Genomic DNA, 12,046 nt, shown 5'->3' with positions numbered 1-12,046 from the left:
GACGCCTCTCATGGCCACGACCACTCGACGAGTCGTCTCCGCTGAAGCCAAAGGGTGCCAATGTGGCTGGTCTTTGGCGCCGAGTAACCCTCATGATCCACCTTTCTCACCATGGCACCGAATCGCATTGGTTTACCAACTAGAAGATGTGTTATGTGCTGGGCGACGTCGTTCCGGATCCGGTGCCTGGGTCGGCTGATTGCCGGACATTGCGAGAGGCGGCACAGGGGCCGGTCCTTGCTCCAGGCAGCGGCGTGTTGCCGGCGCTGCCGCTGCGCACTGAGCCGGAAGGCGGAGCGGAGACTTCGGGGTGGCAGTGGGCAGACGACGTTCACCGACGCTTCTTTGCGTCACCCATGAGGCAGTGAGGGTATGGCACTGCCGGGGGTGTGAGTGGCTGTGGTGCCGAGTGACGGCCTGCCGGAGCCGGCCCATGACGGGCCCGGGCTGTGAGGCGGCGAAGATTCCGCCTGGCTCAGCGGAACCGGTCGACGCCGGTAGTCCGTCTCCCCGCCGCAGGTCGGGGCGGCATGGAGACGGACCGTGTGTGCCGAGCCGGGCGGGTGTCGGCTAGCCGAACTGGCCAGGCTGGTAGTCCCCGGCAGGCTGCTGGTTGATGACGTTGATGCGGTTGTAGGCGTTGATGAGGGCGATGAGGGAGATCAGGGCGACGAGCTGGTCCTCGTCGAAGTGCTTGGCGGCGTTCGCCCAGGCCTCATCGGTGACACCACCGGCTGCGTCGGCGATGCGGGTGCCCTGCTCCGACAGTTCCAGTGCGGCGCGCTCAGCGTCGGTGAAGACCGTGGCCTCGCGCCAGGCCGCGACCAGGTGGAGGCGCTGGGGGGTCTCTCCCGCCGCGGCGGCGTCCTTGATGTGCATGTCGGTGCAGAACCCGCAGCCGTTGATCTGGCTTGCCCGAATCTTCACCAGCTCCTGGATCACGACCGGCAGCGTTGAGTCCGAAAGCACCTTGTTGGCCGAGTTGATGTGCTTCAGCACCTTCGCCGCGAGGGGGTGGCCGAAGTAGTTGAGACGCGATTCCACGGTGATCTCCTTGCCGTGTTGTGGATACGCACTACTGACCGGGGGGTCCGGCAATGTGTGACAGGAAGCCGAGTGTGACGTGCGTCTCATCCATTCGTTATGGGTGGCCCTGGTGGAAGGCGAATCCAGCATGGGCGAGGACGAAGAAGCAGGCAGAAGCCGTGTCAGCGGAGCGCCTGCCCGCTGAGGGGGACCGCCGCATGCACCCCCACAACCGCGAGTAAGGTCCCACTCTTACCGGCAGCCACCATTGTTTTGGCGCGGCCTACAGTGGCAATGCCGGGCATGCCTCTTCAGGGACCTGATGTTCGCAAGGATCCGAACGAAGGGGAACCTCGGCTGCATGCCGGCCCCCTCGTCACCCCTTCCCCGAGCGAGATGACCTTGCCGCGACTGCTTGGCTCCCTCAGTGACCCGACGCGGCTCGGCGTCCGGCTATGGCTGCTGCTGGAGCCAGTCCCTGTAGTGCGTGGGGGCCAGGTCGGCGCCCTTCGGTGCGATCAGCACGTCCCCGACAACTGCGGAGAACATGCCCGCCTGGTCGTCGGTGACCACGCGGCGGCCGTCGGGGCGTGCGGCCAGAGTGATTCGGCCCAACTCGTCGAGAGGGAAGACCTCAGGGCCGGCGGTGTTGCGGATGCCCTGCAACGGGGTGTCCGAGGAGGCCCTCGCGACCGCCGCGGCGACGTCGGCGCTGGCCATCGGCTGCAAAGGTGTGGTCGGCAGGCGGACGGTGTCACCGTCGGTCGTCCAGGACATGGTCGCTCCGACGAACTCGAAGAACTGCGTGGCGCGCACGATCGAGTACGGCGTCGGCCCGTTCTTGAGGACGTTCTCCTGGCCGACCTTGGCCCGGTAGTAGTCGAGCTGGGGCACTTGGTCCACGCCGACGATTGAGAGAATCACATGGTGGCGGACGCCGGCCGCCTCCGCCGCGGCCCCGATGTTGTTCATCGACGTGTCGAAGAAGCCGATGGAGGACTCGTCGAATACCGGGGAGTTCGTCAGGTTGATCACCACATCGGCGCCCTCGAGAACCTCCTCCAGGCCCTTGCTGCTGATCACGTCGACTCCGGTGGAAAGCGAAGCGGGTATCACTTCGTGGCCGGCCGCTGTCAGCCGTTCGACCACCTGTGTGCCGATCAGGCCGGTTCCACCCAGGACTGTGAACTTCATGGCGCACCTTTTCACTGGGTTGTTCAGGTTTCCGATCGCGTCCGGGGAAGGAGTCCGTCTCCCTTGTATGCGGGAGGAGCGGGTACCAAGAACGAGTTGTTGTGAGCCGTGCGGGTGGGTCCGCTTGTGGAGTCGGTTCGTTCTCTGTTGTGCCATGGCGACCGCGGTCGGCGTCTGCGTGTGCCCGCAGATCGAAACGTATCGCCTGCGACCACCGTAAGCCCCGCACAAGGGCCGTGCAGGCCGATCATTGCGACGGAGCTGATCGGGTCAGATGGGGTGCCCGATGCGTGACAGGGTCTGGGAGCCAGTCTGGCCAGCATGAAGATCGTCGTTGTCGGGGGCAGCGGGCTCACCGGATCGGAAGTCGTGCCCAAGCTCAGAGATTGTGCGCATGTGACCGGTCAGCGTTGCTTGGTCCAGGCGTCCCGGGGGAGAGGTGGCCTGTACGGAGACAGCGTAGTCTTTCTAGACATGCCTGCCCGTGCCATCGATGCCCGGGCGCGGACGGCGATGACCGGTTGCTGATCTACGTGACGAGGCGGCCCCGGGCCACACAGGTTGATGCTGTCATCTGTGGTGCGGGCGATCGGCTCTCCGTATCGACGCCGAGACCGGAGGTGGCGTGATGCCGAACAACGAACCGGTGGCAAACCGCCCAGGAAATCAGGGGCAGCGATCCGAGGCATGGAAAACCGCAGTCACCGTGATCCAGGAGGCGAAACCACCCTCCGTTCCGGAAGGAGCACACGTCATGACTGCGCTCGTCGAATTCCCCCCTGGAGACCCTGGCACGCCTCCGCACCGTCACTTCGGGCCGGCCTTCGGGTATGTCCTGGAGGGCGAGATGCTGTTCGAGCTGGAGGGAGAGCCCGAGCGGGTGATCCGGGCCGGGGAGGCGTTCTGGGAGCCGGGGGGCGATGTGATCCATTACCAGGATGGCAACAACCGTACGGACGTACCGAGTCGGTTCATCGTCACGATGATGTGCGAGCCCGGCAAGCCCATGCTCGTCCTCGTCGACGAGGAGGAACTGGTACAACGCAAGGACAAGCGAGCCCCACGCCCCTCCTGAAGCGTGCTGCAGACTGCGGCGAGCAGGGCATCTCCCGTGTATGGGTGGAGTGTTGGCGAGCTCAACCGGTGTGGATGGAGACGCCGCTGAGCTGGCGTTCCGCACAGTTTGCGCGGCTCTGCTCAAGGGCGACGCGTGAACGGGGCGGTGCGGGATGCGGCGGGGGACGCCTGCGATGTCTGCCGCTGGTTGAGTGGATGCCGCAAGGGCCCGTCTTCAAACGGATCTTGCCCAGAGCAGGAATGAGGCCTCGCAGACGGCTGCTTCGTGGGAGGTCGCGGTCTTGTCGTATCTGGTCGCGATGCCGCGGAAGCCTTCGAGTTGGTTGAAGCAGCGTTCGACGATGTTGCGTTGGCGGTAGGTCTCCCGGTCGAACTGAGGTGGCCTGCCGCCGCGGCGGCCGCGGTTGCGGCGGTGCCCTTTCTGGTCCTGCTTCTCCGGAATGGTGTGAGCGATGTTGCGTCGTCGCAGGTAGCCGCGCAGGCCGCGAGAGCCGTAGGCCTCATCCGCGATCACATGGTCGGGTCTGCAGCGTGGCCGGCCCCGTCCGTTGCGCGGCACGCGGATGCGTTCGAGCAGGGGGCGTGCGCAGACGCTGTCATGGCGTTGATCGGCGGTCAGCAGAACGGCGAGAGGACGTGCCCGGCCGCCGCAGGCGAGGTGGATTTTGGTGGTCAGTCCGCCTTGGGATCGGCCGAGGGCGTGCGATGGCGCGCCCGATCAACCGGCGGATCTCCGGAACGCTGAGAGGTATGAGGTCGTGTTCCCCGCATCCGCTGCCCCTTTTTTCGGCTCCTTGGGCACGGACGGCGGTCAGATAGGCCAGAGCCGCCATGGCGAGGGTGATGTGCCGGTACCAGGCCCGGCAGAGCCTCACCTGGTAGTGGTGCAGGCCGCACTCGCCCTTGGCGATCTGGAAGCACACCTCCACCTGTCATCGCGCCCCGCGGTCTTGACCAGGTCCTTCAGGCGTGAGGCAACAAGGCCGCAGCAGACGCATCCGCATTTAGTTTCAAACGATACCGTATCGAACGAATGGGTGGCTGTAATGTGGCCTCATGACCGCTGACGTTCCTCACCAAACCACCGCCTCGCGTGCGACCGACCGCCCCGGGGATACCTCGCCTTTCGCTCTCGGCTTGCTGCTGCGTCGGGCGCACTGGCACGCGGCCGCGGTGATGGCGGAGGCCCTTAGGCCGCTCGGCATCGAGTTGCGGCATTTTGCCGTGCTGATCGTGCTGGTCGACCGCGGGCCCACGGTGCAGCGGGACTTGGCGGCGGCAACGGGGTCGGACAAGGCGGGAATCATGCGGGTCGTGGACGACCTGGAGCGTAAGGGGCTCGCCGTACGCAAGACCGTTCCGGGGGACCGGCGGGTGCGGGCAGTGGAGATCACGCCTCAGGGCATCGAGCTTTTCGATGCAGCTCATGTGGCGGCGGAGCCGCTGGCTGAGCGTCTGGTTGCCGAACTGGGGCCCGGCGAGCCCAAGCAGCTGACGGAGCTGCTGACCCGGTTTACCTATCCAGCAGGCGGTGAGGCGTAAGCGCGCCCGCGCGACGGTTGCCTGCCGCGTGGGCGCGCTTCGTCTCATGCGGCTTTCACGGCGAACCCGACCTTGAGAGCTGCGGCCATCGTCGCTACGCGCCGACCCTGGCTGCGGGCGGCGGTCAGGGCTTCGTCGCTGACGGGGATCGCGCTGTCCGCACGGCTACCGCGCGGCATACCTGGCCGGCGGTGTGCTCTTCACCCCTCGCACGCCTTGCCGTCGTCTCGATGCGCGGCCCGCTGGCATTGCCGAACGCGCCGGCCGCCTCCAGGCCGGGGCACCTGCCCCCAGGGACAGAGCGCCACCGTCACCGCCGGAGTGGGCGCAGGTGACGAGGACGCCGTGTGACGCCCTGGGGCTAGGTGTCACACGGCGTCTATGGCCCGGGGGTTTATGCGGCGAGGCGCTCCGCGAGTTCCTTGGCCTTGGTGGTCGCGTCCTCGAAGGCGCGCTGGCGGGAGGCCTCGTAGAGGGGGACCAGTTCAGACATGGCCGGGTTGCGGGGGGCCATGGTGAGCTCCGGGACGATGAAGTCGAGGTCCAGGCCGAGGGTGCCCTTGAGGACGGCCTCCAGGTAGTTCTGCACGAACTCGAAGCCCTCGCGCGGGGTGCCCGGCCGGTAGGAGCCGCCGCGGCTGGCGATGACGGTGACCGGGGTGCCCTGGGCGGAGGGGGTCTCGCCCGCGGTGCGGCCGAGCAGGAGCACGTTGTCCAGCCACGCCTTGAGGGTCGACGGGATCGAGAAGTTGTGCATGGGGGCGCCGATCAGGACGGCGTCCGCCTGCTCCAGTTCCTCGATGAGCTTCACGCGCGCGGCGAACGCGGCGGACTGCTCCGGGGTGCGCTCGGTCGGTGCGGTGTAACCGGCGGACCAGGCATCGGCGGTGATGTGCGGGACGGGGTCGGCGGCGAGGTCGCGGTAGATCACCGTGCCCTCCGGGTGCTGCTCCTCCCAGGCTTTGCGGAAGGCGTCCGCGACCGAACGGGACGAGGACGCCTCGCCGGGGAGGACGGACGAGTCGATGTGCAGCAGCGTGGCCATGGACTTTCTCCAAAGAGCGGGGCCCGAGACGGGGAGCCGAGGGCTGAGGATTCGTACTCGACGATAGTTAAACACGAGATGGTATTGAATGATACCATCGCGAGTGTAACGGAGATAGACGCGTTGAGCAGGTGGGAGGTAGGCGACCTTGGACGTCTATGAGGCGGTCAGGAGCCGACGGGCAGTGCGCGGATTCACCGACCGGGATGTCCCGAGAGAGGTGCTGGAGCGCGTGCTGTCCGCCGCGGCTTGGGCGCCGTCCGCATCGAACCTCCAGCCGTGGCACGCCTACGTGCTGACCGGCCAGCCGCTGGCCGAGCTCAAGAAGCGCGCCGGCGAGCGCGTGGCCGGAGGCGACCCCTGGGATGAGCCGGAGTACGAGCAGTACCCGCCCGCACTGAAGTCCCCGTACCGCGAACGCCGATCCGCCTTCGGCGAGCAGCGCTACGGCGCACTCGGTATTGCGCGCGAGGACATAGAGGCGCGCCAGAGGGCGGCTTCCGCGAACTGGGACTGTTTCGGCGCGCCCGCCGCCCTGTTCTGCTACATCGACCGCGACCTGGGCCCGGCCCAATGGTCCGACGTCGGCATGTATCTGCAGACCGTCATGCTGCTGCTCCGCGCCGAAGGGCTGCACAGTTGCGCGCAGATGGCCTGGGCGAAATATCACAAGACCGTCGCGGAGGTCCTGTCACCCCCGGACGAGCTCATCCTCTTCTGTGGCATGTCGATCGGGTTCGAGGACGTCACGGTGGGTCACACCCGTACGGGCCGGGCACCTCTCGACGAGACGGTCACGTTCGTCGAGGGCTAGTACCGCAATCACATGCGGCGTGACGGGGTGAATTGACGCTCGTTAGCGCGACCGTGTGCTGATGAGCTGACGGTCGAGCAGGTCGATACGCGGTCCGAGGGGCAGCCGGGCTGCATGCCCGGTGCGCCCACCGCTTTGGCAGGTCCGAGCCGCGCGAGCGGGCGCTGGACTACCTCCAGGGGCTGCTCGCGCCCCTCGAGGTAGAGGAACGGCTGGACACTGGCCGAGCAGGTCGGCCAGCTCCGCCCGGACGGTGTCCAACGCCTGCTCAACCTCTCCGACGGAGACGAGAACGCGGTCCGTGACGACGGTGACGGTCACCACGGCGCCCGGCTCGGAGCCCGCCTGGGCCATCAGCGCACCGCCTGGCGCCCACACCCCCAGAGCCGCCAGAGGTCTCCCGGTAGTCGACGCTCGGCCAGCTGCGGTGGACAGCACGAGGCGTTCCGTAAACTCGCCTGCTGCCTGATCACCCAATGGCAACTCAGGTCATTGAGTCAGCCGTTGTTAGCCGCGGGGGCTGCTGATCCGCTCGGGTTGGATCACATAGATCACCCGGACTTGGTCGCGGCCGCCGAACCATGGGTAGGGCCCGCCGAGGTACTTCTGTGCGAGCGCCTCGATGTGATCGACCGCTCCCTCGGTGGTCACACGCACCACACGGCCGCGGATCTGGACGTAGGAGGCTGGGTCCGAGGGGTCGGAGACTGCGATGGCTACCCGGGGGTCGCGCGCGATGTTTCGGGTCTTTTGATGCGACTCAACACTGTTGATCAGGACGTGCTCGCCGTCGGTGTCGACCCATGTCTGGGTGAGCTGGGGTGAGCCGTCGGGCATCGTTGTAGCGATGTAGCAGGTGCTGGGGCGGCGCAGCAGCGCCAGCACGTCCTCGCCGAGGGGTACGGGCACGGGGGTTCTCCAGGGGTCGGTTCGGTGGGGTGCTGGGGCCACGGTAGCCACGGCAGGTAACCCGGCCCTCCCCGCCCCCCGGAACTACAGCGCCCGCCTGTTCAGCCGTGCAACTCAGCACTCGGACACGGCGCAGCGTCGACCCACCTCATTGTGTTAGCCGTTGTGAGACGGTTTCCTATGTGGTGAGGCGAGGACTCGAGGTTCGCCGCTTCCACCTGACGTATCCGGATCATCATCGGTGACTTCCGCGGCAAAGGGCCTCGATGCCGTCGGGGATGCCGCTCTCCTTCTCGGTGCCTTCCGGGGCGCAGCCCACAGGCAGGCCGACCTGTCGTCGCTGGTCACCTTCTTGGAGGAAACGGCGTCCTCGGACCTGGACGACGCCGCAGCCCCCCGTGAGGAGGTCGAGGGTCGCGGCGAGGCATTCATCACCGCGGCGGTCCTCGACGTACCGGACAGATGACGACGCCGCCATGGTGGCGATCGAGCGCATGCCGGGAGATTCCGGCACCGCAACGATGATCGACCAGGTCGGTCGTCCCGAGCCGACGGCCAGCACATAGATGTGCATCCAATCAGCGCGCAACGCAGGCAGGCGGGCCCACCAATGGAGGCCGTCACCCCCTCGTCGCAGTAGCTGAGCCCGAAGGCCGGCGCAGTCCGAGTGCCTAGCCGCGCGGAGGGTGCTGTTGAGGGGGTGCTGGCAGCATCTCCCAGGGTCAGGGGCAGGCTCGTAGCGTGGAGGGCATGGACAACCGCAGCGAGGTACGAGAGTTCCTAGTCTCCCGCCGTGGCAAGGTCACTCCCGAGCAGGCGGGTCTTGTCACGCACGGTGGCAGGCGCCGGGTTTCGGGCCTTCGCCGTGGCGAGGTGGCTGAGCTGGCGGGGGTTTCGGTGGAGTACTACACCCAGCTGGAGCGCGGTAGCCTGCGCGGCGCCTCCGAGAGCGTGCTGGATGCTGTCGCCCGTGCGTTGCAGCTGGACGAGGCCGAGCGGGCACACTTGTTCGACCTGGCGCGAGCGGCCAACGCTGGCGGGGCTGTGCGGCGCCGTCCGGCGGCGCGGCGGGTGCGTCCGGGCATTCAGCAGATCCTCGACGGTCAGCTTTCACCCGCTTGGGTGGGCAACGGCCGCGGCGACATTGTGGCGGCCAATCGTCTGGGCCGGGCGCTGCTCGCGCCTCTGTTCGACGATCCTGCCCGGCCGGTCAACCAGGCGCGGTTTCGTTTCCTGAACCCGCGGGCTGTCGACTTCTACCGCGACTGGGACGGCACGGCCCGCGACATCGTGGCGGTGTTGCGCGCCGAGGCCGGCAAGAACCCCTACGACAAGGCGCTGACCGGCCTCATCGGGGAGCTGTGCACCCGCAGCGAGGAGTTCCGCACCCTATGGGCCGCGCATGATGTGCGTCTTCACCGCAGCGGGACCAAGCGGCTGCACCATCCGGTGGTCGGTGACCTGGACCTGTCCTACGAAGGGCTGGAGCTGCCCTCCGACCCCGGTCTGATGCTGTTCATCTTCACCGCCGAGCCGCGGTCGAGGTCACAGGAGGCGCTCGATTTGCTCGCCAGCTGGGCCGCCACCCTCGCCCAGCAGGAACAGGACGAGCAGGAGCAGCGCCAGTCCTAGCGGTCGGGGAATCCGGGCTCCCCGTAGGCCGGCTCGGTCGACCAGGCCTCCGCACGCCCTGCACTGACGAGCCCCTACAGATCCTCGTCGGTCCCACTCAGCATGCGCCTGCGGCGCATGGCCCCGCCTGCCGCCCGAGCACTGGCTCACCGTCTGCAGACGGCAGGCAACGACGACACGTGCGATGACGACACGTGCAACTACGAAGGAATGCTTCACCATGTCCACCAAGATCCCTCAGGTCACTTTGAACAACGGCGTACAGATGCCGATCCTCGGGTTCGGCGTTTTCCAGGTTCCCGCCGAGCAGACCGAGCAGGTCGTCACCGACGCCCTGGCTGCCGGCTACCGCCATCTGGACACCGCCGCCGTCTACGGCAACGAGGAGGCGGTCGGCCGCGCCATCAAGGCCAGCGGCATCGCCCGCAGCGAGCTGTTCGTCACCACCAAGCTGTGGGTGCACGACGGCGGTGAGGACGGCACCAAGCGGGCCTTCGACGCGTCGCTCAAGCGCCTGGGCCTGGACTACCTGGATCTGTACCTGATCCACCAGCCGTACGGGGACTACTACAGCTCCTGGCGGGCCATGCAGAACCTGCACCGCCAAGGGTTGATCAAGGCGATCGGGGTGTCCAACTTCTACCCGGACCGCTTGGTCGACCTCATCGAGAACAACGAGATCACCCCGGCGGTCAACCAGGTGGAGACTCACCCGTTCTTCCAGCGCGCGGACTACCAGTCGCTCATGGCTGTGCGGGGGGTGCAGATCGAGTCCTGGGGGCCGCTCGCCGAAGGCCGCAACGACATTTTCAGCGACCCGACCCTCACCGGCATCGGCGAGGCGCATGGCAAGTCCATCGCCCAGGTGGCGCTGCGCTGGCTCATCCAGCGCGGCGTGGTGGTCATCCCCAAGTCCGTGCGGCCCGAGCGCATGGCGGAGAACCTCGACGTCTTCGACTTCGAGCTCACCGATGAGGATATGAGCCGTATCGCCGCGATGGACACCGGCGTCAGCGTCGCCTTCGACCACCGCGACCCGGAGTGGGTCACCCGGATCGGCGGCATCCGCGTGGACTGAGCCCCACCAGAGGCCGCACATCAAGGTCCGCCCTGCCCGGAAGCGTCGGAAGAGCTGGGGGCCGTCGCCCACCGCTGGTCCGAACAGCTCCTCGAACTGATCGGCGACGGGCAACGCAGAGGCGAGGTGCGGCAGGGGCCGCTGGACCGCGTCGCCCTGCCGATCTTCGCGGCCTTGCACGGCTACGCCGGCCTGGCAGTCAGCGGAATGCTGCCACCGGAGGTGGCCGAGCACGGACTGGACGACGTGATCGCGTCCATCATGCGCGCGTGCACGCCGGAGTAGAGGAAGGTCGGACACCCAGGCCCGCACCGACGATCACCCTGGCGTGGGGCGCTGTCTGTGGCCACCTGTCGCGAAGGGCGGCATCGACGGCACTCCTGCAGCCGTCGTAGTCATCACGGAAGGGCGGTCACAACCAACTAGCGTGCTCAGTCACACCGAACGTTCGCCGTCCCGTCTTGACCAGTTGCGATTCCTCGAGCGAGTCCAGGTCGCCGACCTGGAGCGCACCCGCCGATGGATCGCGCAGGAGGAACGGCGCCTGGCCGAGGTGCGCCGCCAGGAGCAGGCGCGGCCGCCGACGGCGGAGTGGGTGCTGCAGGAGTCCCTCGGTGCACAGCCCGTTGCCGTGCACGTCGGCGGCTGCCACATGGCAGGCGAACGCATCCGGGGCATCACGCGCGAGCAGGCACTTCACGCCCGGGTCGAGGGTGTCGACGGCTGCGGGTACTGCGGCGTGGACGCGGAGCTCGGCTATCTCGACGGGTAGCCCTCGAGAGGCGGAAGACAATTTGTCTTACGCCCAGCGGGGAGACGCTGTGACAGGCAGGCACTCCCCGCCGGCCACTGGGTCAGCGCCGCCGGTAGATGCCCCCTGAGGGCGACCGCCGTCGCGGCGCCGAGGGGGCAAGGCCCGCCGCCGGCCGAGTGCGCTGACTCCACGCAGTAGAGACCGTAGACGGCCGCTGCCGTGGGCTGGGGCGCCGGACCGGAATCCGGTTCCCTCGGCCCGCACGCGGCTCGGTGCGGTCATCCGATCACGATGGCATCTGGCACTGACAGCCATCGGCCACTGCGGCGCCGTATCCGGGTGGTCCCGGTTCGTCGGCGGGCTCGAGGTGGCCGCAGACCTGGACGTTGACGCCAGGGCGTCCGGGGACCTGCCAGGGCTGGCCGGGCCCGCTGACGTTGTTGCGTAGCGCCAGGGCGTACGCGAAGTCGAGGACGGTGTTCTCGTCGGCGCCCTGGATGGTGATGCTGACGTGTCCGGGCTGGTGCAGGTGGGAGTGGCTGACGGTCATGCCTGCGAAGATGCCGCCCGGCCGCTGGGCGGTTCGGGCGTGGCCGGTGGTTCACCTGATCGGGACAGCCGCGTCAGCCGCAGATGACGCTACCCCGGACACGGCAGCGCCCCGGCCGTTCGGCACTGTGGTGGGACCCGGTCAGCTGCGGTCGTTGGGGCCTGCCACCTCCGCCCGGCGGCTGGCTGCTCGGCGTGATCCTCCCGGCTGGGTGGGGTCAATCCCACCAGAATTCCCAACAGTTCACATCGATGAGCTGTTCCGCGTAGGCGGCAAGAGTGTGCGGGTGAGCCCCTGCCAGACATTGTCTGGGCAGAACGCGGAGTGCTCAGAAGCCGTTGTCTTTCCGAGAGTGACGGCTGTGTTTCTGCTGGTCAGACATAGTTCCGCTGTCGTGCGGCAGTGATGGCATGTTGTGTTGTCTC

At 67.5% G+C, this 12,046-nt stretch carries 12 protein-coding genes and 4 pseudogenes; 9 read left to right on the top strand and 7 right to left on the bottom strand.

What is annotated here, in order from left to right; translation table 11 throughout:
* Positions 1-570 precede the first annotated feature (570 nt).
* Together ABT009_RS36010 and ABT009_RS36005 are read right to left on the bottom strand one after the other, a co-directional pair.
* The gene (locus ABT009_RS36010) at positions 571-1,044 is read right to left on the bottom strand and encodes a carboxymuconolactone decarboxylase family protein (RefSeq protein ID WP_351304944.1); all 474 of its coding nucleotides are present in this window, start codon (positions 1,042-1,044) and stop codon (positions 571-573) included.
* 435 nt (positions 1,045-1,479) lie between these two features.
* A complete protein-coding gene (locus ABT009_RS36005) occupies positions 1,480-2,220 on the bottom strand; it encodes an SDR family oxidoreductase (protein WP_351304941.1) in 741 nt (246 codons plus the stop codon).
* Between the two features lie 628 nt (positions 2,221-2,848).
* On the opposite strand from ABT009_RS36005, the gene ABT009_RS36000 reads away from it, so the two are divergent.
* A complete protein-coding gene (locus tag ABT009_RS36000) occupies positions 2,849-3,295 on the top strand; it encodes a cupin domain-containing protein (protein ID WP_351304938.1) in 447 nt (148 codons plus the stop codon).
* A 216-nt stretch (positions 3,296-3,511) separates the two neighbouring features.
* On the opposite strand, the pseudogene ABT009_RS35995 reads toward ABT009_RS36000, so the two are convergent.
* Together ABT009_RS35995 and ABT009_RS35990 are read right to left on the bottom strand one after the other, a co-directional pair.
* Positions 3,512-3,994 (bottom strand): annotated as a pseudogene (locus ABT009_RS35995) (IS5 family transposase); the annotation flags it as partial.
* 85 nt (positions 3,995-4,079) lie between these two features.
* Positions 4,080-4,226 (bottom strand): annotated as a pseudogene (locus ABT009_RS35990) (IS701 family transposase); the annotation flags it as partial.
* 127 nt (positions 4,227-4,353) lie between these two features.
* Between ABT009_RS35990 and ABT009_RS35985 the strand changes: the two are divergent.
* Positions 4,354-4,839 carry a MarR family winged helix-turn-helix transcriptional regulator gene (locus tag ABT009_RS35985; RefSeq protein ID WP_351304935.1) on the top strand — a complete coding sequence of 162 codons (486 nt, stop codon included), beginning with the start codon at positions 4,354-4,356 and terminating at the stop codon, positions 4,837-4,839.
* A 394-nt stretch (positions 4,840-5,233) separates the two neighbouring features.
* On the opposite strand, the gene ABT009_RS35980 is transcribed toward ABT009_RS35985, so the two are convergent.
* Positions 5,234-5,884 carry an FMN-dependent NADH-azoreductase gene (locus tag ABT009_RS35980; protein ID WP_351304932.1) on the bottom strand — a complete coding sequence of 217 codons (651 nt, stop codon included), beginning with the start codon at positions 5,882-5,884 and terminating at the stop codon, positions 5,234-5,236.
* A gap of 148 nt (positions 5,885-6,032) precedes the next feature.
* Here ABT009_RS35980 and ABT009_RS35975 point away from each other — a divergent pair, with 148 nt between their 5' ends.
* Complete coding sequence (locus ABT009_RS35975) at positions 6,033-6,698, top strand: nitroreductase (RefSeq protein ID WP_351304929.1); 666 nt, start codon at positions 6,033-6,035, stop codon at positions 6,696-6,698.
* A gap of 110 nt (positions 6,699-6,808) precedes the next feature.
* Positions 6,809-7,007, top strand: a pseudogene (locus ABT009_RS47535) (IS701 family transposase); the annotation flags it as partial.
* A gap of 198 nt (positions 7,008-7,205) precedes the next feature.
* Here ABT009_RS47535 and ABT009_RS35970 read toward each other — a convergent pair.
* The gene (locus ABT009_RS35970) at positions 7,206-7,607 is read right to left on the bottom strand and encodes a PPOX class F420-dependent oxidoreductase (RefSeq protein WP_351304927.1); all 402 of its coding nucleotides are present in this window, start codon (positions 7,605-7,607) and stop codon (positions 7,206-7,208) included.
* A gap of 241 nt (positions 7,608-7,848) precedes the next feature.
* Between ABT009_RS35970 and ABT009_RS35965 the strand changes: the two genes are divergently transcribed.
* The 5 genes and pseudogenes from ABT009_RS35965 (at position 7,849) to ABT009_RS35945 (ending at position 11,089) form a co-directional block, all read left to right on the top strand.
* Positions 7,849-8,073 carry a hypothetical protein gene (locus tag ABT009_RS35965; RefSeq protein WP_351304924.1) on the top strand — a complete coding sequence of 75 codons (225 nt, stop codon included), beginning with the start codon at positions 7,849-7,851 and terminating at the stop codon, positions 8,071-8,073.
* 284 nt (positions 8,074-8,357) lie between these two features.
* A complete protein-coding gene (locus ABT009_RS35960) occupies positions 8,358-9,239 on the top strand; it encodes a helix-turn-helix transcriptional regulator (RefSeq protein WP_351304921.1) in 882 nt (293 codons plus the stop codon).
* A 232-nt stretch (positions 9,240-9,471) separates the two neighbouring features.
* Positions 9,472-10,317: an aldo/keto reductase gene (locus tag ABT009_RS35955; RefSeq protein ID WP_351305111.1), complete on the top strand. Its 846-nt coding sequence runs from the start codon at positions 9,472-9,474 to the stop codon at positions 10,315-10,317.
* A 36-nt stretch (positions 10,318-10,353) separates the two neighbouring features.
* Positions 10,354-10,602, top strand: a pseudogene (locus ABT009_RS35950) (TetR family transcriptional regulator); the annotation flags it as partial.
* A 142-nt stretch (positions 10,603-10,744) separates the two neighbouring features.
* Positions 10,745-11,089, top strand: a complete 345-nt coding sequence (locus ABT009_RS35945) for a DUF6233 domain-containing protein (RefSeq protein ID WP_351304918.1) — start codon at positions 10,745-10,747, stop codon at positions 11,087-11,089.
* Between the two features lie 268 nt (positions 11,090-11,357).
* Here the strand turns inward: ABT009_RS35945 and ABT009_RS35940 are convergent, their stop codons facing one another.
* Entirely contained in the window at positions 11,358-11,621 is a 264-nt protein-coding gene (locus tag ABT009_RS35940) for a DUF6207 family protein (protein ID WP_351304915.1), read from the bottom strand.
* Between the last annotated feature and the right edge of the window lie 425 nt (positions 11,622-12,046).

Source organism: Streptomyces sp. NPDC002896 (assembly GCF_040295225.1).
GTDB lineage: Bacteria > Actinomycetota > Actinomycetes > Streptomycetales > Streptomycetaceae > Streptomyces.
This window is presented reverse-complemented; position numbering and strand designations above follow the sequence as displayed.